Source organism: Anderseniella sp. Alg231-50, assembly GCF_900149695.1.
Lineage (GTDB): Bacteria > Pseudomonadota > Alphaproteobacteria > Rhizobiales > Aestuariivirgaceae > Anderseniella.
In genome coordinates, this window is the sequence record NZ_LT703006.1 from 1 (window position 1) to 25419 (window position 25419).

Annotated in this window: 25 protein-coding genes; 13 read left to right on the top strand and 12 right to left on the bottom strand. The window is 57.1% G+C overall.

The features are described from left to right. From DHN55_RS18110 to otnI, 4 genes are all read left to right on the top strand, one after another. Nucleotides 1-509: hypothetical protein (locus DHN55_RS18110; RefSeq protein WP_337660497.1), on the top strand; the 509-nt coding region annotated here is incomplete at its 5' end. 149 nt (nt 510-658) lie between these two features. After that, nucleotides 659-2356, top strand: coding sequence for a sulfotransferase (locus tag DHN55_RS18115; RefSeq protein WP_108882961.1), 1698 nt, complete (start codon nt 659-661; stop codon nt 2354-2356). Then, nucleotides 2356-4269 (top strand): sulfotransferase, encoded by a 1914-nt coding sequence (locus DHN55_RS18120; RefSeq protein WP_108882962.1) that lies wholly within the window; start codon nt 2356-2358, stop codon nt 4267-4269. Before DHN55_RS18115 ends, DHN55_RS18120 begins: the two co-directional genes overlap by 1 nt. Continuing rightward, nucleotides 4266-5048 (top strand): 2-oxo-tetronate isomerase, encoded by a 783-nt coding sequence (gene otnI, locus DHN55_RS18125; protein ID WP_108882963.1) that lies wholly within the window; start codon nt 4266-4268, stop codon nt 5046-5048. Before DHN55_RS18120 ends, otnI begins: the two co-directional genes overlap by 4 nt. Here the strand turns inward: otnI and DHN55_RS18130 are convergent. After that, nucleotides 5039-6202 (bottom strand): glycosyltransferase family 4 protein, encoded by a 1164-nt coding sequence (locus DHN55_RS18130; protein WP_337660498.1) that lies wholly within the window; start codon nt 6200-6202, stop codon nt 5039-5041. The genes otnI and DHN55_RS18130 overlap by 10 nt on opposite strands. 284 nt (nt 6203-6486) lie before the next feature. Between DHN55_RS18130 and DHN55_RS18135 the strand changes: the two genes are divergently transcribed. After that, nucleotides 6487-7407 carry a cobalamin biosynthesis protein CobD/CbiB gene (locus DHN55_RS18135; RefSeq protein WP_337660499.1) on the top strand — a complete coding sequence of 307 codons (921 nt, stop codon included), beginning with the start codon at nt 6487-6489 and terminating at the stop codon, nt 7405-7407. A gap of 84 nt (nt 7408-7491) precedes the next feature. After that, complete coding sequence (locus DHN55_RS18140; RefSeq protein ID WP_108882966.1) at nt 7492-8250, top strand: NAD kinase; 759 nt, start codon at nt 7492-7494, stop codon at nt 8248-8250. A 452-nt stretch (nt 8251-8702) separates the two neighbouring features. Here DHN55_RS18140 and DHN55_RS18145 read toward each other — a convergent pair whose 3' ends face one another. The 3 genes from DHN55_RS18145 to DHN55_RS18155 all read right to left on the bottom strand — a co-directional run bounded on the left by DHN55_RS18145 (nt 8703) and on the right by DHN55_RS18155 (nt 11755). After that, nucleotides 8703-9881 (bottom strand): DUF2336 domain-containing protein, encoded by a 1179-nt coding sequence (locus tag DHN55_RS18145; RefSeq protein WP_108882967.1) that lies wholly within the window; start codon nt 9879-9881, stop codon nt 8703-8705. Between the two features lie 139 nt (nt 9882-10020). Continuing rightward, on the bottom strand, nt 10021-11292 hold the full coding sequence (locus tag DHN55_RS18150) for an MFS transporter (protein WP_108882968.1): 1272 nt from the start codon (nt 11290-11292) through the stop codon (nt 10021-10023). 91 nt (nt 11293-11383) lie between these two features. Then, nucleotides 11384-11755 (bottom strand): response regulator, encoded by a 372-nt coding sequence (locus DHN55_RS18155; protein WP_108882969.1) that lies wholly within the window; start codon nt 11753-11755, stop codon nt 11384-11386. 345 nt (nt 11756-12100) lie between these two features. On the opposite strand from DHN55_RS18155, the gene DHN55_RS18160 reads away from it, so the two are divergent. Genes DHN55_RS18160 through DHN55_RS18170 form a run of 3 tightly spaced genes read left to right on the top strand, consistent with a single transcriptional unit; the run spans nt 12101 to nt 14546 of the window. After that, on the top strand, nt 12101-12568 hold the full coding sequence (locus DHN55_RS18160) for a MaoC/PaaZ C-terminal domain-containing protein (protein WP_108882970.1): 468 nt from the start codon (nt 12101-12103) through the stop codon (nt 12566-12568). Beyond that, on the top strand, nt 12568-13410 hold the full coding sequence (locus tag DHN55_RS18165) for an aldolase/citrate lyase family protein (protein ID WP_108882971.1): 843 nt from the start codon (nt 12568-12570) through the stop codon (nt 13408-13410). Before DHN55_RS18160 ends, DHN55_RS18165 begins: the two co-directional genes overlap by 1 nt. Nucleotides 13411-13412: 2 nt before the next feature. Further along, nucleotides 13413-14546 (top strand): enolase C-terminal domain-like protein, encoded by a 1134-nt coding sequence (locus tag DHN55_RS18170; RefSeq protein WP_108882972.1) that lies wholly within the window; start codon nt 13413-13415, stop codon nt 14544-14546. 200 nt (nt 14547-14746) lie between these two features. Here the strand turns inward: DHN55_RS18170 and DHN55_RS18175 are convergent, their stop codons facing one another. After that, nucleotides 14747-15358 (bottom strand): response regulator, encoded by a 612-nt coding sequence (locus tag DHN55_RS18175; RefSeq protein WP_108882973.1) that lies wholly within the window; start codon nt 15356-15358, stop codon nt 14747-14749. A 383-nt stretch (nt 15359-15741) separates the two neighbouring features. Between DHN55_RS18175 and DHN55_RS22475 the strand changes: the two genes are divergently transcribed. Both DHN55_RS22475 and DHN55_RS22625 read left to right on the top strand, forming a co-directional pair. Next, nucleotides 15742-16011, top strand: coding sequence for a thioesterase family protein (locus DHN55_RS22475; RefSeq protein ID WP_337660500.1), 270 nt, complete (start codon nt 15742-15744; stop codon nt 16009-16011). Then, nucleotides 15995-16168 carry a thioesterase, FlK family gene (locus DHN55_RS22625; protein ID WP_443111138.1) on the top strand — a complete coding sequence of 58 codons (174 nt, stop codon included), beginning with the start codon at nt 15995-15997 and terminating at the stop codon, nt 16166-16168. The genes DHN55_RS22475 and DHN55_RS22625 overlap by 17 nt, the downstream gene beginning before the upstream one ends. Nucleotides 16169-16170: 2 nt before the next feature. Here DHN55_RS22625 and DHN55_RS18185 read toward each other — a convergent pair whose 3' ends face one another. From DHN55_RS18185 to DHN55_RS18200, 4 genes are all read right to left on the bottom strand, one after another. After that, nucleotides 16171-17250, bottom strand: coding sequence for an extracellular solute-binding protein (locus DHN55_RS18185; RefSeq protein WP_108882974.1), 1080 nt, complete (start codon nt 17248-17250; stop codon nt 16171-16173). Beyond that, the gene (locus tag DHN55_RS18190) at nt 17237-18985 is read right to left on the bottom strand and encodes a chloride channel protein (RefSeq protein ID WP_108882975.1); all 1749 of its coding nucleotides are present in this window, start codon (nt 18983-18985) and stop codon (nt 17237-17239) included. Before DHN55_RS18190 ends, DHN55_RS18185 begins: the two co-directional genes overlap by 14 nt. A 57-nt stretch (nt 18986-19042) precedes the next feature. Continuing rightward, nucleotides 19043-20425 (bottom strand): mechanosensitive ion channel family protein, encoded by a 1383-nt coding sequence (locus DHN55_RS18195; RefSeq protein ID WP_337660501.1) that lies wholly within the window; start codon nt 20423-20425, stop codon nt 19043-19045. Nucleotides 20426-20492: 67 nt separating this feature from the next. Then, nucleotides 20493-21092 carry a flavin reductase gene (locus DHN55_RS18200; RefSeq protein ID WP_108882977.1) on the bottom strand — a complete coding sequence of 200 codons (600 nt, stop codon included), beginning with the start codon at nt 21090-21092 and terminating at the stop codon, nt 20493-20495. Nucleotides 21093-21256: 164 nt separating this feature from the next. On the opposite strand from DHN55_RS18200, the gene DHN55_RS18205 reads away from it, so the two are divergent. Continuing rightward, nucleotides 21257-22039, top strand: coding sequence for a 3-hydroxybutyrate dehydrogenase (locus DHN55_RS18205; RefSeq protein ID WP_108883299.1), 783 nt, complete (start codon nt 21257-21259; stop codon nt 22037-22039). Nucleotides 22040-22041: 2 nt separating this feature from the next. Continuing rightward, nucleotides 22042-23058, top strand: a complete 1017-nt coding sequence (locus DHN55_RS18210) for a patatin-like phospholipase family protein (RefSeq protein ID WP_108882978.1) — start codon at nt 22042-22044, stop codon at nt 23056-23058. Here the strand turns inward: DHN55_RS18210 and DHN55_RS18215 are convergent. From DHN55_RS18215 to DHN55_RS22480, 3 genes are all read right to left on the bottom strand, one after another. Then, nucleotides 23026-23760 (bottom strand): HAD-IA family hydrolase, encoded by a 735-nt coding sequence (locus tag DHN55_RS18215; RefSeq protein ID WP_108882979.1) that lies wholly within the window; start codon nt 23758-23760, stop codon nt 23026-23028. The genes DHN55_RS18210 and DHN55_RS18215 overlap by 33 nt on opposite strands. Nucleotides 23761-23764: 4 nt before the next feature. Continuing rightward, on the bottom strand, nt 23765-24376 hold the full coding sequence (locus tag DHN55_RS18220; protein WP_108882980.1) for a nitroreductase family protein: 612 nt from the start codon (nt 24374-24376) through the stop codon (nt 23765-23767). Between the two features lie 545 nt (nt 24377-24921). Next, nucleotides 24922-25092, bottom strand: coding sequence for a hypothetical protein (locus DHN55_RS22480; protein ID WP_337660502.1), 171 nt, complete (start codon nt 25090-25092; stop codon nt 24922-24924). Between the last annotated feature and the right edge of the window lie 327 nt (nt 25093-25419).

Genomic DNA, 25419 nt, shown 5'->3' on the forward strand with positions numbered 1-25419 from the left:
TTGCAGGTTACCTGCAGTACGACATCGCTGGTGGTCACCAGTTCATCGTAACCGGTGAAGTTGCTGACTTCGAACCAGCCGGCGATGACGAACTTGGCTGGGCTGTTCAGGTTGGTGCAAACTTCAACCTGGCTGATGTTGCAACCCTGACCGCTGGCTTCGGCTACGGTGAAGGCCTGCTGACACAGAAGTTCGTGTTTGAAGACGGCTTCGACAACGTCAACGCCGGCGACGACCCGCTTGAAGCACTTGCCTTCGTAGTTGGCCTGTCGTTCGGTCTCAGCGAAACCACAACCTTCAACACCATGTTCTCTTATGTTGAAGCTCTTGATGACCAAGCTGGCGACGATGAAGCAGAAGAAGTGTACAAGGTACACGCCAACATCCTGTGGCAGCCTGTTAAGCAGATGCGTATGGGTTGGGAAGTTATCTGGGCTCATAAAGAGTTCGAAGATGGCTCAGACGATGACGGCGTTCGCGCTTCATTCGCAACCTGGTTCTTCTTCTAAGAACTACATCAATACCTGAAACTGCAGACCGGCCCGGAGTTCTCTCCGGGCCGGTTTTGCTTTGCATACACTCCCGTCACACAGGAAGGCTCATGCAATCCAATTCTGGCCCTTGCCAATGAGCCTGTGCGTGATTAGGTGATATCCACATGACATACCCCCCGCCAAAGGCCTTGCTGCGACTGCCGCCTTCCCGCAACAAACGGGTGCGCAGCGGAATTGCGGCCATCAGGTTGCTGCTGCGCAAGGCCTTGCTGCAGGAAGCAGCCGTGCAACTGCAGCAACTGCAACAACACGAACCGGCTAACGTCGAAATAGCTCTGCTTCAAGCCGAGTTGCTCACACTCGGCGGTGATCACGACCGTTCCTGTCAATTACTGAAACAGATTCTCTCCCGCCATCCCGGGTTGGTGCCAGCGCTTGTCCTGTCGGCACGGGCCCACACGGCCGCACAACGCCACCTTGATGCACTGGATGCCCTGCAACTGGCCCATCAGCTAACGCCGCAAGATCACGACATCGCAAAACAACTGGCCGAAACACTTGTCCTGTTGCGGTGCCCTTCCAAAGCAATTGCGGTTCTGGCGCCACTGGTCCGTAAATCCAAATCTCCTGCAGATATCGCCCAACTCGCCGGTCTGCACGACAAAGCCGGTAATCTTGAAGAGTGCCTGGCAGGGTATGACAGCATAAGACCACCCATACCCGACATACATGTCCTGAAAGCCGGAGCATTGCTGGTACGCGGAAAAAAGTCGGACGCGCGTGCAGCCGTTGATGACGCAATACTCGCCGCCCCGGACAACGCGTCATTGCGCCTGTTCGTCGCCAAGAACTTTGCCGATGATTTCGACCCCGCCCGGCAGGCACAGGAAATTGACACCATCCTGGCTTCTCCCGGCGCCTCCACCCTGTCGGCCGAAGACCGGGCCCGGCTGGGTTTTGCGCTTGGTCTCGCCCATGAAAGAAATGGTGATTTTGCCAAAGCCTTTCGCGCGGTTGAAGAAGCAAACAGCCATGCGAAGCCGGAATGTTTTACCAAGGATCAGCAACTGGAGAAGGTGGCGCTGGGCATAGCCGAGCACTTTACCAAAGCTCGCCTGGCGCAACTTGCTCCGGCCGGCAATGCTTCACAAAAGCCGGTATTCGTTACCGGCCTGCCGCGCTCCGGCACCACATTGGTGGAGCAGATGATCGCAAGTCACCCGGACGCAGCATCCGTAGGCGAACTGGAATTGATCCCGGCCTTGAAACAATCCCTGGTTTCACTGCAATCGAGCGACATCAAGCGTTGCGCACAAGCATGGCTGGATGCCGTTCCCGAGAGCAAAACCGACAAGGCGCGGATCGTCGACAAGTCGATTTCCACGGTGCTGCACACAGGTCTTGCCATGCTGATGTTTCCACGGGCCCGTTTTGTCTTTGTGCGGCGACACCCCATGGATATCTACTGGTCAGCTTACCGCGAGATGTTCGGCATGAATGCCCTCACCTTCACTTACGCAACTCAGCCCCTTGTGCGTCACATCCAACTCTCGGAGCATCTGATGTCCGTGTGGCAACAGCGTTTTCCAGACCGCGTACTGACTGTGAAGTATGAAGACATCGTCAACGACCCCGAACGCCATATCCGCAGCATGATCGCTCATACGGGGCTTGACTGGAGCGATGACTGTCTGGAGTTCCACAAATCGAATTCAGATGTGCGGACAGCATCAATGGCCCAGGTGCGCGAACCGGTATATAAGTCATCAGTCGGCAAGTGGCAGGCATATCACAGCCAGCTTGCGCCTGTTGCAACAGCACTTGCCGATCTGATAGCGAATTATGAAAAGGCCCCTGCTTAATGTCTCCGTCGTCACCTGAAAAACTATGGACAGAGGGCCGATCGTTGCAGGCGAAAGGCAAGTTGCAACGGGCCCGAAAGCTTCTCAAACAGGCAAGAGCACAGGCTCCACGGGCACCGGGACTGGCTCTTGAGCTTGGTGTTCTTGAGGCCCGGATGGGGATGTTCAAGCACGCTCTTCCTACGCTTAAGGATGCGATAAATCTTGCTCCCACATCAGCCGATGCGCACTACAATCTCGCTGAGGTGCTCCGGGCAACAGGCCAGCTCGATCGGGCGGTCGGATCCTATCAGGAAGCACTCCGGCTGGATCCCGGATACACGGAGGCAAAGTTCGGACTTGGAGGGATACTGCTGTCCCAGGGCGATGCCGAACAGGCATTGCCGCAACTGGAGCAGGCCGCGCAAAACCTGCCGCAAGATGCGGAAGCGCAAACTATACTGGCGCAAGCCCTGCAGGAACTCGAGCAGTCACAGCGCGCGCTGCAGATACTGTCATCGGTCGTGCAGACACACCCTGACTACCTTGCCGGACACATGGCGTTTCTTCGCGCCCTGAACAGCCACGCAAAGCCAAGCCAGGTCGCCCGCCACATCAGGTCGATGGAAGAGACACTGGACATGGCAGAGGTGCTCAGATCGTTTGATCAGGACGATCCCGGCAGCGTATCCGCACTCCAACTGTTGGCTAACTGTTATCAGGCCGCTGTCATGCACGAACGGGCAAAACAGATTGCGGAGATGCTTTGCCGACACAAGTCGTCCCGATACTCCGGGGCTATCCTGTCAGGCACGCTTGCGATCCAGACCGCTGACTTCGACGCGGCGGAGACATGGTTCAATAAGGCGATTGAACTGCAACCGGACTCGGCCGATGCAATGTACCGATTGTCGGTCATCAATCGGCTGGCCATGTCGGCAGAACCGCTATTGCTAGGCGAACTCAACAACACCACAACTGCCTCCGCATCACAGCGCTTGTTTGCCGGACTGGCGCTTTACCGGTTGCTGTCGCGCAATGGTCGCCCGGAAGATGCCTTCAGGGCGCTGGCAACAGCCAAAGCCGTTAGTGCGCAGGAATACCCTTATAATGCCGCCATGACGGAGCGCGGCAATGCCAACAACAAGCAGGCCTTCACACCGACATTCTTTGCAAAGCGGGGGAATGACGGCCACACCGGCAAGGGGTGCATTTTCGTCGTCGGCATGATGCGTTCCGGCACGACACTGACCGAGCAGATTCTGGCTGCTCACTCAAAGGTTTATGCAGGCGGCGAGCGTGACGACATGATGTCGATTGTTGAAAGCCTGATGCACGATCTGACCAAAGTGCCTGATCTGCCATCGGGATGGGCAGCCACGATTGGCAAAAAGCTGCACGAGGAGATGTTCCGAGATGCGGGTAGCGCCTCGTTCGCAACCGACAAATTGCCCGGCAATATCGATTACGTCGGCCTGATCCGGTTCTTGCTGCCGGAAGCCAGGTTCGTCTATTGCCACCGCACCCCGCAAGATTGTGCCCTGTCTACATTCGAACAGAGTTTTTCATCCACTGTCCCCTGTTCATCTGACCTGAAAGCAATAGCGCACAAGTATGCCCTGCATGAGGACATTGCGCGCTACTGGACGGACACATGCAATCTCGACATGTTCGACCTGGACTATGACGCCATGGTGCATGATCCGGAACCTCATATCCGCAACTTGCTGGAATTCTGCGGCCTGGAATTTGAAGAAAGCTGCCTGTATCCCAATGAGGTGAAACGCGAAATTCGAACAGCGAGTGTGTTCCAGGTACGCCAGCCGATCTCTCCCAAATCAGTTGGCCGGTGGAAAGTTTATGAACAACAGCTTGAACCGTTCACTCATGAACTGGCTCGATTGCGCAAAACATTGGGATTGCAGGGCACATGAAGTTCGCTGCGAACCTGTCAATGATGTTTACCGAAGTGGCATTTGCCGATCGTTTTCAGGCAGCCTCAGAAGTCGGTTTTTCCGCAGTGGAATACCTGTTTCCCTATGAATGGGAACCGGATTGGCTGGCCACAAAACTCAAAACCGCCAATCTGCAGCAAGTGCTGTTCAACATGCCTCCCGGTGATTGGGAGGCTGGTGAACGGGGCATGGCCTCCCTGCCCGGCCGCGAACAGGAATTCCGGGAAGGTATCGCAAAGGCTATCAAATACGCCAATGCGCTCGACCTCTCCAGGCTGCATTGCATGGCCGGACTGCGAGACACTTCCGTCGATGAAACGGTGCAGCGCGACTCCTATGTCGGCAATCTGCGCTATGCAACCACACAGTGCCGCGACAATGGCATTCAGTTGCTGATCGAACCAATCAATCCTGTCGACATTCCCGGCTATTTCCTGAACGATTTCGGCTTGGCTCTTGATATCATATCTGAAGTGAATGCTGCAGGATCTGCTTTGCTGAAGCTGCAGTTTGACATCTACCACTGCCAGAAAATTCATGGAGATGTGCCTGGCTGGCTGGACCGGTGCCGCGATCAGACTGCTCATCTGCAGATCGCAGGCGTACCCGACCGCCATGAACCCGATGTTGGTCATCTGCCACTGGCGGATATCATGTCCGCCTGTCAGGCCATTCATCCGGACTTGTGGATTGGCTGTGAGTACCGTCCAAGAGCCCAAACCGCTGCCGGACTGGGGTGGATGAAACCTTACATCTGATGCTTGCGTGAAGCATAGCCATTGATAGCGTCGCCATAATCAGATCGCAGGCGTGCAAATATACCATCCCACTCATGCTCGGACATGGCGATTTCCCGGGCACGGGCGCCGAATTCCTTCCGCATCCTTCCATCTCTCAGCAATTGCAGCAGACGCTCGATCATCTGGTCTTCGCGATCAACAGACACCAGGAATCCGGTTTCACTTTCCCGGACCAGTGATCGCGAACCGGTTGCATCGGCGGTGACCGACGCCAGTCCGCTCGCCATTGCCTCAAGCGTGACATTGCCGAACGTCTCAGTTATGGACGGAAAGAAGAAGATATCCGACGAGGCATACCCGGTTGCCAGCTCGTCACCATGCAGGAAGCCCGCAAAAATCGTATCCGGCAAGGCCTTGCGCATCCAGCCGGCTTCAGGTCCGTCACCCAGCAGTATCGTGCGATGTGCAACGCCACGGGCTTTCAATCCGGCAAATACCCGCGCCATTACAGCCATGTTCTTTTCCGCAACCAGCCTGCCGGCATAGGCTATCACCAGCTCATCATCGGCAATTCCATGAGCCCGACGCCAATCCTGCGAACGCTTGCCAGGGTTAAACCGGTGATGATCCACACCCCGCGTCCACAGTCGCATATTGTCGGCGATACCCTGCCCCGCCAGTTCATCCATCATCGATGCAGACGGCACATAGAGATGCTCGCAGCGAGCGTAGAAGGCACGCAGTTTCTTGTGGAACCAGGGTTCAAGCAACCCAAGGCGATAATATTGCAGATAGCCGTCAAACCGGGTGTGGAATGACGACACCACGGGTACCCGCATTTGCTCGGCCAGCCGCAGCGCACTGTGGCCGGTAATGTCCGGTACCGCGATATGAAACAGGTCCGGCTTGAAGCGAACGATCTCGTCCTTCAGCTGTGTCGTCAACCGGCGGCCTATGCGGTATTCCTTGCGGGTTGGAATGGCGAACGACGGCACCGGCAGCAACCTGCCCTCGTGCTCCATGGCGGGTTCTTCCGCCACCGGCGCGATGACCAGCACTTCGACACCGTTGCGTTCCAGCCAGCCCACGAGCCGGTTGAGCGTCAATGACACTCCATCCTTGATGTAGTTGTAGTTGCCGGTGGTCAGCACGACCCGCAATGGTTCAGCCAAAACGCAAATCAACCCTTGAAAATTGTCTGTCGACGAGATGAAGCCCATCCGTTGCAAACTGTCAACGCGTGGCTGGTACAAAGCAACATGGGTTCATATGAGCCCATAAAGTTGCTATGGCACTTTGGAAACGGTCAGGTTTATGCTTTTTGGGTGCAACAACCAAAAAACATCCTGATCTGGAGTTGCATGATTGCTAAAAGATGTTTCAAGTTCCGCGCACAACCGTCATCTGGTGACATGATCAATTGCTGGTAATTCCTACGACTTTGACTGTGGCTTTCGTGGCATTGGCACTGGAACGGTTTCTCGGGTATCCGAGCCCCCTGCGCCGCCTCATGGGCCACCCTGCAAACGGTCTGTACATGCTCAACGGAGTGTTCACGGCGCTTGTACCCGATGAACAGGCCGCAGCCTTCCGGCGCTTGATCATGGGAACCGCGTTCTGCCTGCTGAGCATCAGCGTAACACTGGCACTGGCAGTGGTAGCCACAACAACCCTTCGCACGTTTCCCTATGCCTGGTTCTGGGAAGGTTTGCTGGCCGTGCCGTTTCTCGCACAGTATGCGTTAAGGGTGCGCGCGCGCGCCGTGGCCGACGCTCTGGATACCGATCTGGCTGTTGCACAAAACGCATTGACCCACCTGGTCAACCACGACCTGTCACAACTGGATAAAAGCCAGACGACTCGTGGCTGTCTTGAGGCAGTCGCCGAGAACACCGCGACCTCTGTCGTGGCTCCCGCCTTCTGGCTGGCCCTGTTCGGATTGCCGGGCATTATTGCCATCTCGGCCTTGTCAGGCGTGCAACGCCGGCTGGGCGGAGACCATAAAGCCCGCATGTTCGCCAAACTTCTCGATACCGCCGTCAATTATCTGCCGGCCCGCCTGACCGGCCTGTTGTTCGCCGGGGCAGCCAGCATGACGTCACCGTCCGGCGGCGCGCGAGCATTGGAGATAATCTGGCAAGACGCCCGCAAATCCGGAAACCTGATATCGGGCTGGCCTGAGTGTGCCGTTGCCGGTGCTCTGGATATCCGTCTGGGAGGTCCGCGCCAGTACGGTGACAGTTGGGTGGAACGAAACTGGGTCGGAGACGGTACCGAACATCTCACCAAACATGACCTGCAGGCCGGGATGAAGCTGCTGGCCCAGACATTGACTTTGTTCACCCTGTTGGTCGGTATTGCGGCAGCCTTCGCGTAAGGCTCGAGGCACACGACATTTGACATTGTGTCCGTTCGCTTCATAACTGGACCTCGTATTTCCGACTTGTGAGCCCGCCGCATAATGAAACTTCATTTCGTATCATCCCAGGCCCCTGAAGCCATCAAGGCTGCACAGAAGCTGAAGCACCTGTTTGGCCAGGCACCACGCGATGATGCCGATGTCATCGTGGCACTTGGCGGTGACGGACTGATGCTTGAGACCGTGCATACGGTGATTGATTCCAATCAGGCCATATTCGGCATGAATCGCGGTTCGGTCGGTTTCCTGATGAACGAGTTCGAGACCGGTGATTTGACTGACCGGATTGCAGCGGCCACGGAAACGACCATCCATCCGTTGAAAATGACGGTCACCGACAAAAAGGGCACAACCCACTCCGCGCTCGCCTTCAACGAAGTGTCCATGTTGCGCCAGCAACACCAGGCGGCAAAACTGCGGATATCCATCGATGGCAAGGTCCGTCTTGATGAACTGGTGTGCGACGGCATCATTGTTGCCACTCCGGCAGGTTCGACGGCCTACAACCTGTCGGCTCATGGTCCCATTCTGCCAATAAACTCGCCGTTGCTGGCATTGACGCCCATCAGCCCGTTCCGGCCACGGCGATGGCGCGGCGCGATCCTGTCCCATGAAGCCGAAGTGGAAATCGAAATGCTGGAGGCGAACAAGCGTCCGGTCTCCGCTGTTGCTGATCAGACGGAGTTTCGCGATGTCGTCAAGGTCGTCGTCAGTGAAGACGAAAAAAGGTCCGCGCGACTGCTGTTCGACGACGGTCATTCTCTGGCCGAGCGCGTTTTGAACGAGCAATTCCAGTTTTGAAACAGTCGGTTTAACCTTATGGTATCTGTCTGTTTAGACAGTATTAAGCACAACGCCGTACATTCATTCTTGTGAGTTGCGTAACCGGCCAGTTGCCGGAACTGAGTATCGAAACGCCGGGTTCTGTCGAACCCGGCGTTTTGCATTTTTGCGAGCAGGTCCGATCAAGCAATCGTTCAGATGTGTTTTTTAGCCGGGCACGCAGCGTAAAGGCCGAAACTTTCAGGTTGGTACGCAGTCGAAATTCACCACCGGCGAGCACCTCGAACAAGGTCCATGGCACTGTGTTCTGAAGGCTGAGACGATCACCTTGCCGGCACGAAGGACACACCATGGACCTGGATCAGGTTCAGGCCGCACTGGCCCTGCGGCTCCTGTACGGATCCGTCAGGTTCCCGGAAAATGGTCGAGATTGCCGGGTTCTGGCCGTAATGACCAGAAATCAACCAGCTCTAGGCTACGCGCGACATGCCTTCTGACAGGCGCGAAACCAGGGTGCGGGTGCGACCTTGTGTCAACTGGGCCAGCAGGCCGACAATGCGCATGCGCTCATGCTCATCATCAGCGGCATGGCGGGTCATGATGACCTCGACAAGTGCCCGGCCGAATGCTTCGGCGTCAGCTTGTTTGCCTGATGCACCCGTAGCTGCCGATACCTGGCAGATTGCATGTATCAGAACGTGCGCATCCTGCGGAATACCGGCACGACGCAGCAAAGCGTTGACAGTGCGCCCAGACATCGTACCAGTGGCGCGGCGCACCTTGCGCAACGAGACGTTTGCCAGGTAGGCAAGAGCCCACTCGAAAAATGGCAGGTAACCGTTCATCCCGGCCCGCAGGAGCAACGAGGTGGTGAGCATGCCGCGTTGCGACATCAGCGCGACCACTGACTGGAGTTTCTTCGCTTCAACTCCGAGCAGTATGCGCAGTGCGTTGACCTCTTCCTTGTCGGAAATGTAATCGTCGCTGCGGAAGTCTGCGACCCAGCCCTGGTATTGAGCGGCCTTGCGCATTTCCTCGGCGGTGCGTTGATTGTGCACAAGTGCGATCTCGCACGGCAGGTGCGGTAGGTCCATCAGGATGTCACACACTTTCGGAGAGGCATGAAACCGATTGTAGATCTTGCGGCAGTACCCTGCTCCCAGACGTACCTTCGCGTTGCCCAGCAGGGCAATAACAACCTCTTCGCCACCATCTTTCATGATCTTGCGTACGGCACCCGCCCCGAGATCAGGACGTGCTGCAACAGCCTTGCACCGTTTCAGGTCGCCGACTGTAAGGATGGTTTTCATGATCGAGTCATCAAGAGACGGGTTCAGTCCGATAAACGGGACAGCAATGTCATCCTCATCAGCGACAATGGCAAACACCAGATCGGCTGACAGCCCGTCTGCCTTGAGCAGCCTGCTTGCGATGATGTCGCGGATATGACGATCGGTGTCACACGCCAGTTTGGTAACAATCGGCATCACCTGCTGGCATTCATCGGTGCCGGAATGCGGATCATTCAGCAGGTCGCACAACTGACGGGTCAACGCCATCCGGTCCGCAACACTGCCGGTATTCATCACATTTTCAAAAATCGACACATCCAGGCGCAGCCGCCTCTGCTTGATGATCTCTTCGAGCATATAAGTTTTCCACTTACCAACCGCTTGTCGGTCTGCGAAAACTGGAACTTCATCGTTCGCGACCGGTTAATTGCCTGTGGTCCAAGGTAACGCGAGAAGTCTTAACGTTTGGTTCACCATAAATTCGAGGCAGAACAGCTTACTGCTGGTCGTCAACTTCCGGCACGGTATCGGAGGCCGTTTCGTCCATTTCCTCAGCCACCGCCACAGCCGTAACAGCTGTTACCATGGGCGTAATCGGCACCAGGTCACCGGTTTCTTCCGGAGACATCACGTCAGACATTGTCATGCGATAGAAGGCGTATGCCGCCAACAGCCCGAAGACGGAAACCATATACAGCATGAAGCCATTGGCGCCAAACTGCTGCATGAAACCACCGGCAATTGATGGTCCTGCAATAGCGCCCACCCCGTACAGCAGAACCAGTTTTGAACCCGCCGCCAGCATCTGGTCCTTGTTCAATTGGTCGTTGGCATGGGCGATGGCCAAAGAGTAAAGCGGCATCGAGACACCGCCAAACAGAGCCACCAGCCCGATCAGCAGAAACGCTTCACTGGTGGGCACAAACATCACCAATCCAGCCAGTACCGCAGACAACACCGACAACGCGGCAATCATCAGCCGCCTGTCATACCTGTCAGACAGCCAGCCAACCGGCATCTGGGACACGATGACCGCAAATGGTGCCACCGCCATCATCAGCGATACATAGGACAGCGGCATGCCGTTCATGACCCCGAAAACAGCGCCAAGGTTGAAAAAAGCCGACTGTCCCAATCCATTGGCGATAGCTGCAACAACCGCCAGTGGCGAGGCCGCAAATATTTCCGAGATCGAGATGTAACGTGGCGCACCCAGAACCGGGGCCGAGACCTTTGTCAGCACGATGGGTACAAGCGAGAGCGACATGACGGCTGATACCACGATAAACCGTGTGAAGCCGGACGGATCGTCGATCACCAGCGCCAGTGAACCGATACCGGCACCAGAGTAAAACAGCAGCATGTAAAGTGACAGAACCTTGCCGCGATCCTTGTTGCTGGACCCTTCGTTGAGCCATGTCTCGATTACAATTGCCAGCCCGGCGGCGCACATCCCGATGAGCAGACGCATGGCGAACCACCACACCGGATTGACAAACAACGGGATCAGCAAAACCGCGGTGGACAGAACGGAGGCGTATCCCGCAAACACCCTGATATGGCCGACCGAGCGAACCGCGTTCGGCGTAATCAATGCCGACAGGAACAGCCCCAGCGAAAACCCGGATGCAATGATACCGGTAGTTGTCGTGGAGAAATTGGCAAGAGCTGCCTGCACACCAATGAGTGAGCCCTGCAGACTGTTGCCAATCGACATCAGCAGAATGGCCACCAGCAGTGGCCAGAGGTAACGCAATCCAGCAATCACCGGCTTCGATCCTTCAAATCAGGGTGCCAGTGACAGAGGTCACCGGCAGCAATGCAAATCCGAATGCTGGCAAACCACGATTACAATGATTTTACAGTATGCCCGTTTGACGCAGCTTGGCGTCGAAGATTTCACGGTTGCAGGGTTTCACCAGGTAGTCGGTTGCACCATGCCAGATAGCATCGCCGACCGAACTGATATCACCGGCATCGGGACACATGATTACGACGGCATTTGACCCCGCACTATGCCTGCGTAACTGGCGGATAAAGGCAGTTGCACGGCGTGTACCAACGAGAACGACGTCTGGCATGTCCGACACACAGTGCGCAATGGCAGCATCCTCGGTTTCCGCCTCGACAATGTCGAAGCCATGGCTGGCAAGATACCCTTGTGCTCGACCACGCCACTCTGTGCTGTCATCCACAACCAGGCAACGTGTCAGTTCGCAATGTCGCTTCATTTTCGATCTCCTAGCTTGTCGCTAAGCCGTTCCCGTAATGCGAGTCCTGCGCCCGGCAAGTTAACGAGAAGTTAACCGCCGCCCGTCAACCTGCGCACTTCTGTTTAATGCAATTAAAACAGCAAATTAGAGTCGGCACGTGAATCCATTTGTGAATCACTTCCAGCGATACTTGAAGCCAAAATGAGACTCGCGCCGCGACTCACCGCAGAATCACCCACAACCTCAAGTTGTACAAGCGCAATTTCAGCACGATTCACGACCAGCATTTATAGATTGCCGCCGCGCCCTGCCTCGGTTAGCTGTTGGAACATCTGAAATGCAAGCAGCGAACGGTACCCGATCATGGCAGGCAAATGGTTTGATGAACTGGAAGAAGGCTTTCAACTGGTGCACGAAGTGCGCCGCACAGTGACGGAAGCCGACAACATGATGTTTTCCAACATGACAATGAACCCGCAGCCTCTGCACATAGACCATGATTTCGCTGCCAACAGCGAATGGGGCCAGCCGCTGGTCAACTCCATGTTCACGCTTTCGCTGGTCATCGGCATTTCCGTACAGGAACTCACGCTCGGCACGCTGGTGGCCCAACTGGGCATTACCGATGTCAAATTCCCGGCCCCGGTATTCCATGGCGACACCATCCAGGTAAAAACAACGGTAGTGTCGCGGCGCGAAAGCAAATCACGTCCGGACGCCGGTATTGTCGAGTTCAGGCATGAGGCCTTCAAGCAGGATGGCACCTTGGTTGCCGAATGCATCCGCCAGGCGTTCATGCGCAAACGGCCGGCCGACGCGGGAGCAGCCTGATGCGGTCATTGCTGTTTGTACCGGCTGACTCGGAACGCAAGATCGAAAAGGCGATGACCTGCAATGCCGATGTCGTCATTCTCGACCTGGAAGATTCCGTTGCCCTGCAAAACAAGCCTGCTGCGCGTGCCCTTGCGGCGCAAACCCTGCAACGCCCCCGTTCGGGGCCGCAGGTATATGTGCGCGTCAATGCGCTCGATAGCGGCCTGACATCCGATGACGTGGCTGCCGTGTTGCCGGCCGGTCCCGAAGGTATCATCCAGCCCAAAACCGAAACCGGCGCATGTGTGGACAAGCTGGCCGGCATGGTGGGCACGGACATGCCCGTCATCGCCATCGCAACCGAGACAGCAAATGCCATGTTCGGCCTGGGCACCTACACACAGGTGACCGCCAACCTGAAGGGCATCGCCTGGGGCGCTGAAGACCTGTCCAACGAATTGGGCGCACAGGCCAACCGAACTGCCGGCGGCAGCTTGACGGAACCATATCGGCTGGCCCGGTCCCTGTGCCTGTTCGGCGCGCGCGCTGCCGGCGTTGAACCGGTCGACACGGTTTATGTGGACTTCAGGAACCAGGCCGGGCTGGAGCACGATTGCATGGACGCCGTCCGAGACGGCTTTACCTGCAAGATGGCCATTCATCCTGCACAGGTAGACACCATCAACCGGATATTCACACCGTCGGCGCAACAGGTCGCGGAAGCCCGCAGCATCATTGATGCCTTTGCCGGCGCCGGAGATGCCGGAGTTGTAGGCATAGACGGCAAGATGTACGATATTCCGCACCTCAACCGGTCACGCAAATTGCTGCACCGGGCCAAAGCTTACGGGGTGACCTGACGATGCAGATTTCAGGCCTTGAAGTTTTCATCCTGCGTGGGCCTGAAATCGACCGTCCGCACTGGGTCAGCAATTTTACGGTACCGACCGCCAATGAAGTACTGGTGCGCCTCAAAACGTCTGACGGCATCGAGGGGTTTGGACTTGCCACCAGTTACACCAGTGCCGAGCCAGTTCTGAATGCATTTCGCACTGGTATCGGCGACATCATTGTCGGGGAAGACCCGCTGGCGCCGGAACGCCTGTACGAAAAACTGTTCTCCCTCACCTCACAAAGGCTGGCGCACGAAAAGGGCTGGGGGCGCGAGACGCTGGTGCGTATATCGTCTGCGGTCGACATTGCCTGCTGGGACATTATGGGAAAGGCTGCGGGCCTGCCGCTGTACCGGATGTTCGGCGGCTATCGGAACACCGTGCCGTACTATGTAACCTGTGGTTATTATCGCGATGGCAAGGATGATGCCGAACTGCGCGCAGAAATCGAATATCTGAAAGACCAGGGCCACACCGGCTTCAAGGCCAAGGTTGGCGGACTGAGCCTGGCAGACGATATTGCGCGGATGCAGATTGTACGGGATGTCATCGGCGACGACTGCGACCTGATGATTGACGTAAACCGCGCCTGGGACCTGCCGACCGCAACCGAGGCCGTCAGATTGCTGGAGCCGCTGCGCCCGCGCTGGCTGGAAGAACCGGTACGCTGGGCAGATGACAGGCGGGAACTGAAAATGCTGTCACAACGGACAACTATTCCCCTGTCTGGCGGTGAAAGCGAAGTGACCAGCTACGGCTGCCGCGCCCTGCTCGAAGAACAGGCAATCCGGATATTGCAGTTCGACGTGACCATGTTTGGCGGTTTTACCGAAGGCCGCAAGATGGCGGCGTTGTGTGAACTGAACCATGTTGAGGTCACCCCACACCATGACTGCTTCGTTCATGCGCCGCTTGTGGCGGCAACGCCTGCCGGCGGTTTTGTCGAAGCATTCACCGACCCGGAACGAGACCCGCTGCAGGCTGAACTCTATGAAAATCCACTGGCAATGGCCAATGGCTGGATGACGCTGAATGACGATCCGGGCCTTGGCCTGACCCTGTCCGAAGCCGCCATCGCCAAATATGGAACTCAGATCATCTAGGGCAGGAAATGCATCATTTATGCATTCGCCGACGCCGGCATAGTCGGCACCAAACTTCGTGCCACTTCACACAGTTATGTTTCCTGGACCAGCCTGCACGGGAGTCATGGCGGGACCTACGCGAAAAGTGATCGCAACCGCTTGGGTTCAATTGCCGCCAACTGGCTCACAGAGACCCGGTAGACATCGGTTGTCGAGGATTAACCCGTCGTAAGCGCGTCAGACCAGACCCTGTGCAGGCGGCGCAATTTCTCAAAGCGCGTCGGCGCTCGGTAGATTTCCGCAGGGTCGCGAACCACGCCCGCATTTTGCAGTATCCGCTGCAGCGTCCTGCGGTGCATACCCAGGATAACGGCGGTCTTCGATGTGTTGCGGTCATTTTTCTCCCAACGGGACACAATATGCTGCAGCCGGGCTTTCGCCGGGTTCATCATTGTGGGAAGTTGATCCGGTTTGCGTTTGGCGGCACTTAGCAGGGCATGCTCCAGTTCTTCCACACTCAGTGGCTTTACGAGACAGTCAGCGGCGCCTGCCCGGGCAGCCTCAGCCGCAGTTGCGATGTCAATATAGCCGCTGAGCATGACCACTGTCGAAGCCGGAGAGAGCTTGCGAACCAGTCCGAGAGCATCCATCCCGCTCTCGCTCTGAAGATGAACGTCGATCACAGCGAAATCAGGCCGGGCCGAAACCAGGCACTTTCGGACTTCAGCGATGCAGGTTGCAGAACAGATCTTGTACCCGAGGGTCTCGAGGTTCCGGCCCAGGACGCGAACGAAGGCAGCGTCATCATCTATCAGAATGATTGATTTCATTGGTGACTCCAGCACAGTTCCAGTTGTCGGGTTATACGTGGTGTGTGTGGGATCAGATCGACCCGCGATATTTTGTCTCGCCAGCCAGTCGTGATCACTTTCAGAAGATACAGCCCCATGCGCCACCAGGCCTGTAGCAACTGTCCGGCCAGACCGACGAGCGGCCCATAACAACAGTGTTTGCTGCGGAGTGTCCCGCGATGTGACACAACAGCTTTCTTTCTGTTCGCCAAAGTGATCCCTCACCGAATGAGAGGCTTTGATTCATGACCGCAAGGCAACAGCGGCAATGCGGACTGACGCATTTTCGTCTGGCCGAGCGCCTCGTCAGCAGGCCACACCACCGACTAACCGACAGAAACCGGCAAACAGGATACAATCACATGAAAGACACGTTGCGCCCCGGCCTCACGCATTCTGCGGCACTGGAAATTGATCAGTCTCTGACGGTTCCGCACGTGTCATCGAAACTGGAGGCTTTTGGTGACATGCCACCGGTTTTCGCTACTGCGTTCATGATTGCATTCATCGAAGCGACCTGTATTGAAGCGATCGCGAAACACCTTGATGACGGTGAGCATTCCGTCGGTACCCATGTTGACGTGAGCCACCTGGCCGCAACCCCTCCCTGTCGGCATGACGGTTACAGTTGAAGTCACTCTGGTCGATGTCGACCGACGCTCCCTTCTGTTTGAAGTCAGCGCCCGCGACGAAACCGCCTCCATCGGCAGCGGAACGCACAGGCGAGCTGTCATTGATGTCCAGAAATTCATATCCAGGACGGCCGGCAGGCAGCGCGCAGCCGTTTAGACCTATTCATCTCGCAGCCAGGCCTCGAAGCGCTTCGTGCGCAGTTTTTTTGTGCGCGCATACCACAGGCTGTCGCCGTAAAGCGCACGTTCGGCGTGTTGCGGCGCGTTTGGCAGGTGATCGCGCATCGGAACACCGGTTTTCCAGTGCAGGCCGACCCTGGACAATGCCGAACGGCGTGCCGGGCCGTAGGGAATCAGTTCAGCCAACGCCGCCATCCGCTCAGGGGCCGTGGCAAACCGGAGAAACTTTTCCGCCATGTCCTGATCGCGCGCGCCACGCAGGATTGCCCAGACCTCATACCCGATCACCTGCCCGTCCCAGACGATTGTGATCGGCGCGCCATCCTGCTGCGCGGCAGAAAAGAACCGGCCATTATATCCACTCGCCATCACGGCGCGCCCATCGGCGAGCATTTCCGCCGGAGTGCCAACCTCCTGCCACCAGATGATGGAGCCGCGCAAGGTTTCCAGCTTCCTGAATGCCAGCCGCAAACCACGATCCGTACTCAACAGGTCATAGACCTGGATGGCCGGCACGCCTTCAGCCATAAGCGCCCACTCCAGAATGACATCCGGGTTGCGTTGAAGCGCGCGTTTGCCGGGGAATCGCTTCAGGTCAAAGAAATCCGAGATTGTCGCGGGTTTTTCGCCCAGGAAAGCCCGGTCGTTGAAAGCAAAAACCGTGGCGTAGACATTCTGGGCAATCGAACAATCGCGAAATGCCCGCGGAAGGAAATCATCGGCGATTGCTGATTTCTGGTGGTCGTCCGCAATCTTGTGCATGTCAACCTTGGTCAGCAACCCGGCATCGCAAGCCGATATGGCCTGATCCTCGATCATGTCGACGACGTCCCAGCCCTCATTCCCTGCCCGGCTGGCAAGCGCGTCCACACCACCACTATAAGTCACAGGCTTCACCTTTATCCCGGTCGCGCGCGTAAACGGATCATAGATCGCTCGCCTTTGGGCATCTTCATAAACGCCACCCCAGGACACGACTGTGATCGTTTCTTCGGTTCGACCACAGACCGGCGCGAGGCAGATCAATATGATCGTAATGAAAACCTTATGCAGTTGCATTTTCCTCCCGCCTCAGTTCCCGGACAGCTTTCAGATAGGCCTTGATAATTGCTGTCTCCGTCACCGCGCCTAAAAGCCTGTTTGAGCCAGTTTCAACAACAGGGATGACATCGCCGACAAACCCTTCCAGTTGCCGCATCGCACCGGCAAGCGTCGTCGCCTCGTCAAACACCAGCGCTGCGGGCCTCATCAGGGATGACACAGGGGCCGATTTGTCATTGGCCCCTTCCCGCGCATCGAATACGCCCGCCAGATGTTTGTTTTCATCGAGCACAAATATCTCACTCAACGATGCGGAGCTGGCACGTTCAGACACCTTGCCGGCCGGCTCGTTCAGCGTACATCGGGCAAAATCCTCGATCACAAGATCAGACACAAGGTGCGTCGACAGGCGTGCCCGATCCCGGCCTTGTGACAGGTCAACACCCTTGCGCGCCAGCTGAATGTCAAACAGGGAGCGGCCATAGATCCGATAGGAGACGAGGTTCGAGAAAACCACCGCGACCATCGCTGCAATGGTCAGGTCATAGTTCCGGGTCAACTCAAACACGATAAGAATAGTCGTCAGAGGTGCCCCGATCACCGCACTCGTTACAGCCATCATCCCGCAGATCGCATAAGCGACAATCCCCGAGGTTGCCACGATGCCTGTTGCATCAACCAGCATCCAGCACAGTGCCCCGAACAGGATACCGATCAACAAGGCGGGGCTGAAAACCCCGCCTGCGAAGCCAAACCCGATACACAAGGCGGTGAGAGCTATTTTCGCGATGACCAGCAGCGCCAGTTCCCAGGTCTGGAATGCCCCCTCAATCGTCGCGAACCGGAGTGTCTCCTGGCCAATTCCCATGACATCGGGCAGCCACAGGGCGGTGAGGCCAACCGCAAGACCGGCGCTTGCCGGACGCAGTACCGGCTTTATCGGCAAGCGCACGGCAAGATCGGCACAGCGCAATGTCAGATGCATAAAGCCGATTGCAACACCAGCCGCCAGCAGGCCCAGCACCCCGAACAGCACAAACTCGTGGCCATACTGCACACCGTCAAACTGCACCAGGAACAGGGCTTCGCGCTCGAACACCACGTTTGCAACCACATATCCGGTCGCCGCAGCGACGGTTGTGGGTGCAAAGGCCTGTATGGAGTAGTGGCGCAGGACAACTTCATGGGCAAAGACCATGCCGGCGATTGGCGCATTGAACGCGGTGGAGATCGCGGCGGCTACACCGCAGGACATCGCGATCGCGGCAAAGTTCGGGATGCGCAGGTTCAGCCGGTCCAGCACACTGCCCATCATTGCCCCGAGATAAACCAGCGGCCCGTACTGTCCAACCGACGCACCGGACCCCAGTGAGATCACCGCAGCTATCGTCGACAATACGCCGGCCCTGGCACCCGGTGGCGGAAGGGCAAGCTGTACTCCTCGAAGCACATCGGCCGGACCAAGCGGGCGTTTCTCCGGCGACAGTTTCGTCAGCAATATCCCGACAATGAGGCCGCCGATCACCGGCACCAGGATCGTCGCGGAAGTAATCAGCCAGAACGTGCCGTCAAACTGGACCCGCGTGCGCGGTGACACCAGCAGCGCGTTGTTCAGCCAGGCAACCGCCTCGACAAATGCTATGGCGGCCAGCGATACGCTGAGCCCGATCACCAGGGCGCACAGCGTCATCGTGCATATCCGGTAGACGGCGCTGCCTGCGACCGGCGGTATTGTCCTTTCAAGACCTGTCATGTTGAGACTGTTTCAAGAATTCTTTTTCAAGGCAACAGTCGCAGGCCATAGGCATGCTTACTGGTCAGCCTCGGGATTGTCCGCCTTGACGCGCTTTGCCCTGGCTTGCCGCTTGGGTTTTACAGCCGTGTTTGACAGTTCCACCTTGACCGGACCGCGCATGGCGACATCGCGATGCGGGTATGGAATGTCGATGCCGGCTTCATCGAGACCGTCCCACAGCAACAGGAATACATCACCGCGCACATTGACCGTTCCCTGCCCCGGATCCCGGATCCAGAAGCGCAGCTTGTAGTTGATCGAACTGTCGCCGAACTCGGTAATGTGACACACCGGCGGCGGCACCGCCTGCACCCGTTTGTGAGTCGCTGCCACAGCCCTGGCCAGATCGCGCACGGTATGGGGACTTGCCTCATAGCTCACCCCGAAATCCAGGTCGATGCGCACCAGGTCCGATGAATATGACCAGTTCACCACCTGGGAAGTAATCAGGTCCTCGTTCGGTATCAGGTACTCGCGGCCGTCGCGCGAAATCACCGAGGCATAGCGCGCGGCCAGCTCGTTGATCTTGCCATAGGTGTCGCCGACCGAAATTACGTCTCCCGGCTTGATGGATTTATCGACCAGCAGGATGATACCCGAAATCAGGTTCGACACCACCTTCTGCAGGCCAAACCCGATGCCGAGGCCAATGGCGCCTGAGAACACCGCCAGCGCGGTCAGGTCAATGCCGACGAAACTGCACGCGGCCAGAACCGCGGCAATCATCAGCGCGGCCTTTATCAGTTTGCCCAGCAGAACCTGAAGCGACGGATTTAGGTCTTCACTGGTCTTGATGCGGTTGTCGGCAAACCGGCCGATCAGCATTGCCAGCCAGACCATCGCCGACACTGTGAGGATCGAGTTTATGACCAGCAGCGGTGTCAGCCTGATCCCCTGCATCTCGATACCGAACGTATCCAGCGCGTTGATTGTCTCAGGCAGCAGGTTGAGAATCGACAGCGCCGCCACCGACCAGGCGAGCAGCTCGATGGTTTTGGCCATGAAGCGGTTGCGGATAAGGCGCGAGGCAATTGAGATGATGACCCAGGCGGTGCACAGCTTGGCTGCAATGCCGATCAGGTAACTGCGCGAAATCCAGGTCACCGCCTGCATCGCTTCCACGGCGAACCACAGCAGAATTGCCAGGAAGATCCAGCGCATGCGGCGCATAACCACCGCCAGCACACGCAGCAATTGGGGCTGGCCCTTGATGTTGCGCACATAGGTTTCGACACTTGGCGCCAGCCACCGGTTGAGTATGAATGCGCCGGCAATCGCAGCAAAAATAATCGAGAGCTGGATCAGCGCCCACTGCAGGCCGATATAGGTAGAGGTAATGCCAAGCTGGTTCAGCCAGTTGGAAACAAAGCCTGATACATCGTTCACCATATCAGACATGTCTGTTTCCCCTAAGCCGGAACTGGTTCGGTCTTCTCTGCCAGGAGGCATGATATATCAAGTATCCTCACCCCGGACGGCGCATTCGGAAAGCTTCCTTTACCACCGTGTATTCCGAATATCCCATGCGCATGATCGGTTGCATGGCCGCCGTGTTCACTCTGCCATCCTCGATGAACCGGTCATCAATATACACACCTATGACCTGTCCGACCACAATGGCATAACCGCCGGCTGCATTGTCATGACCGGGCAGGTCAACTGTCTTGACATACCTGCACTCCAGGCCGACCGGGCTGGCCGCAACCCGCGGTGGCTTCACCATGACACTGGCCGCCTTTTCAAGCCCGGCAAGCTCAAACTCGTCAACACCGGTCTCGACAGGAGCCGACGACTGGTTCATCTGTTCGCGCAAGTCCCAGGTCGCCATGTTGCAGACGAACTCTCCCGTCTCGACAATATTGGTGATGGAGTCTTTCTGGCCCGCCGATCCAAACACGACATAGTGGGGATTGTCCGACATCGCGTTGAAGAAACTGTAGGGCGCCAGGTTCACCACACCGGCTGCCGACATCGACGATATCCAGCCGATCGGCCGCGGTGCAACCAGAGCCTTGAACGGATCATACTGGTGGCCATGATTGTTTTCTTCAGTACCGTAGAACATAAGCACTCCGTTCATTCAGGTGTGGTTGCAGTAGTGTGGCTTGATGGCGTCCGGCATGGCCTGCTGTCAACCGGTGATGACACAAATGTCACTTGAGCCGGCGCCCAAGCATCGCCATGTTGCAATGCAACATAATCGTTTCGGATCAAATTGGAGACTGGCACATGCTCAAGGGCAAAACCGCACTCGTCACCGGCTCAACCTCCGGCATCGGCCTGGACATGGCCGAGGCACTCGCACGTGAGGGCGCAAACATCATGCTCAACGGTCTCGGCGATGCAACGGAAATCGAGGCAACCCGCGCCGGCCTGGAAAAACGCACCGGGGTCAAGGTGTCCTTCATGGGCGCAAACCTGATGAAGGCGGACGCCTGTGCCGACCTGGTGGCAGCGACACAGAAGGAATTCGGCACGCTGGACATATTGATCAACAATGCCGGCATGCAGTTCGTATCCCCGATCGAGGAGTTCCCGGTCGAAAAATGGGATGCGATAATGGCGCTCAACCTGTCGGCGCCATTTCACACCATCCGGGCAGCTCTTCCGGCAATGAAGGATGCCGGCTGGGGCCGCATCATCAATACCGGTTCTGCCCACTCACTGGTCGCCTCGCCGTTCAAATCCGCCTACGTGGCCGCCAAGCACGGCCTCGCCGGCCTGACCAAGACCGTAGCGCTGGAAGCGGCGGAACATGGCATTACCTGCAACACCATTTGCCCCGGCTATGTCAGCACAGAATTGGTCGATGCACAGATAGCCGACACCGCCAAGGCGCGCGGCATGACCGAAAAGGAAGTTATCCAGAAAGTCATCCTGGAGGCCCAGCCGACCAGGGAATTCGTCACTGTCGAACAGATATCCGGGCTGGCCGTGTTCCTGTGTTCAGACGCCGCCGCCAGCATGACCGGCGTTATCCTGCCGATTGACGGCGGCTGGACGGCGCACTGACCATGGCAAAGACCAAACCAATCGCACTGGCCCTTCAGGGCGGCGGCGCGCACGGCGCCTTCACCTGGGGTGTGCTGGACAGGCTGCTCGAAGACGGTCGGTTGATCGTCAAGGCAATCACCGGCACCAGTGCCGGTGCCATGAATGCAGCCGTCCTGGCGCAGGGCTTTACCCAGAATGGCCCTGATGGCGCACGCGAAACCCTCGAGACGTTCTGGCATGCCCTGTCGGTCATGGGCCAGGCCAGCCCCATCAAGCGCTCGTTTGCCGACATGCTGACCGGCAACTGGAGCCTTGATGCCTCGCCCGCCTATAACATGCTCGACATCATGTCGCGCATCGTGTCGCCTTATGACACCAACCCGTTCGACATCAATCCGCTGCTCGACCTGCTCAACCAGTCCATCGACTTCGGCAAGGTGCGAAAATGCAATGACATCGAGTTGTTCGTATCGGCAACCAATGTGCGCAACGGCAAGATCAAGGTGTTCAAGGGATCGGAACTGACGGCAGACATGCTGATGGCATCTGCCTGCCTGCCGCATCTGTACAAATCCGTCAATGTCGATGGCGAGCTCTACTGGGACGGCGGTTATATGGGCAACCCGCCGATCTTTCCGCTGTTTTACAACACCTCGATTGCAGACATCATGATCGTCCAGATCAATCCGATCGAACGGGACGAGGAACCGAAGACGGCGCGCGAAATTCACAACCGGGTCAATGAAATCAGCTTCAATTCGTCCTTGCTGCGCGAACTCAGGACCATAGAGTTCGTTACTCGCCTGATCGCCGACGGCAAGCTGGATGCAAACCACTATACCCACGCCCGCATGCATCGCATCGAGGCCAGTGATGAGATCAACCCGCTGTCGGCATCTTCAAAACTGAACACCGAGTGGGAGTTTCTGTGTCATTTGCGCGATATCGGTCGGGAGACCTGCAGCGCCTGGCTGGATGCCAACTACGATCAGGTCGGCAAGTCGTCAACGCTCGACCTGCGCGCCATGTTCGAGTGAGGCCAGCAGGGTCTGCAAGTGCGAAATGTCGTCGATGACATGGTCGGCAAGCGGAACCAGCTGGTCACGCGTGGAGTTACCTGACAGCACACCGACGCACACGCCTGCGCCGCCGGCGCGCCCGCATTGCATGTCATGGGCATTGTCACCCACCATCATCACGCGATGCGGTTCGATGCCCGTGTGGCCGGCAAATGCCAGCAGCGGGTCCCCGGCCGGTTTGGGGTTCGCCACTGAATCATAGCCCAGCACCAGATCGAACATGTCATCCAGTCCGAACGCGCTCACAGTGGCATGCGCAGACGCCGCTGCGTCATTGGTAGCCACGCCCAGCGCCAGGTCGAGTTGCTTCAGCCCGGAGAATATCCGCTGGCCCTGCTCGCGCGGAAATACCGGATGCGACGCTGCGCGCAGGCAATGCGTGTTGACCGTCTCGACCAGACCGGCAGGGGTCATTGCGTCCAGCAGCGGCATCCACACTTCGACCAGGTCATCGGTGTGCCCGGCCGCCCATATCGATCCAGGCAGGAAGGTGTCTGCACCCGGGTCAAACCCGGCAACGTCAAGCAGCCGGGTTTCCAGATCGGCATCGCCATCGGCTGCATCTGCCGCAATGGCTTTCAGGGCCGGTGTCCAGGTTTTCTCGAAATCGACAAACACGCCGTCCTTGTCGAACAACACTGCCGCAATGGAATTCGCCATGCTCTTAAAACCGCGTGGTCAGGCTGGCAGGTTCGGGCCTTGGCCTGTCTTCCTGCAACTGCGCCGGAGTTCCCAGATAGATGAAGCCGGCGATGCGCTCACTGTCGGCCAGCCCCAACGCCGTCAGCACATGCCGGTCGAAGGAGAACCAGCCCGATATCCACTGCGCGGCCAGCCCCATGGCCGTGGCTGCAACCAGCATGTTCTGGCACACTGCACCGGCCGACATAAGCTGTTCCCATTCCGGTATCTTGGGATGATCGGTTATTGCCGTGCTGACAACCGCGACAACACACGGCGCGCGCGAAAACATGGTGCGCTGGACTTGGAGCGTTTCCTCGCCATGGTCCGGATGCAGTTCATGATACCGGCCAGCGACGATTTCTCCGGCCCGCTCGCGCGCATCACCTTCGAACACGATAAACCGCCACGGCGTCAGCTTGCCGTGATCCGGGACCCGCACTGCAATATTCAGCAGCCGATCCAGTTGCTCACCGCTTGGCCCCGGCCCGGTCATCGCCTTGGCCGAGGCTGATCGGCGGGTTTCAAGCAGGCGCAATGCATCAGCCGTGTCGTTGAGTGCCTCAAACGCCAGTCCCTTGTTCAATTCAACCATTGATCATCCTCTGGTCCAACGGAATTTCAGCGAGTTTAATATCACTGTTCAAAGTTGTTTTCTAACGCCGAAATGTTCCATCGGCTCTATTGTCACGACAGCTCACTAGTCAAGCATCCACTCGAGCCTGCTGCCGCCAAGGTGCCCTTCAACTTCCTCAAAATTCAATATCGTTTGCCGGAGAGGAAACGGGTTGACCATCCCAAGCCCGGTGTGAACACACCAAGCGTTCCGGCATTGGGTAATGCCGTAATCCAATCACTGAGTGGTGCCCAGGCTTGCGTATTCGTCAACTGACTATTTCCAACCATGAACTGAATGGACGTACGACCCGGCGCCATGCATTCCACAGGTTACTTCCCCTTTCCTGTTCTGCTCCTGGCATCCTTGAAGTTCCTCCACAGGTAGGCGGCAAACGTCCCGAAAAACGCAATGCCCCAAACCATATTCGCCCACAACGGCAGATGGTCTTGCAGCCGGTAGATGTGCGCCACAATTGATGCGAATACGAAAACAATTGCCGCTATTTCAGCTCTGTCCTTCATCTATCCACGCTTTGATTTTCGAGACATCAGCAGGGTGTAATTGCGCTTGTAATCCGGGCCGATTGAATGGCTTATCCCGCCTTGAGGCTTCCAGCCTTTCTTGCCGAAAGCACGTATTCTGGTTTCCATTTCTTCAGGGCATGAGGCTTCTATGATCTTGTATTTAGTCATGGAGTGTCCGACGCAGCTATAGCAAAACAGGAACAAATGCAGGGTGATTTGTACCTCTTTTCCAGCAAAATTGCACCGTTCTTGTATCGCTCGCAGAGAGCCGAAAACCAAATTATAAATATAGTTTAGGCGTCGCGTTAACCTTCTATTAAGGATTTAATTGCGGGCCGCACGGGGGCTGTGTTTATCTCCCCTTGCCGATCGGAATACAGGTCGGGGGATATGCAGACCGGGCCTTGCAAGAGTTAGGCATCCAGAAGTCTGACAGGGAAAATTCGAATGCACGTAAATCTCCAACGTGCACGACAGCACAGTCGGGGCCGCTTT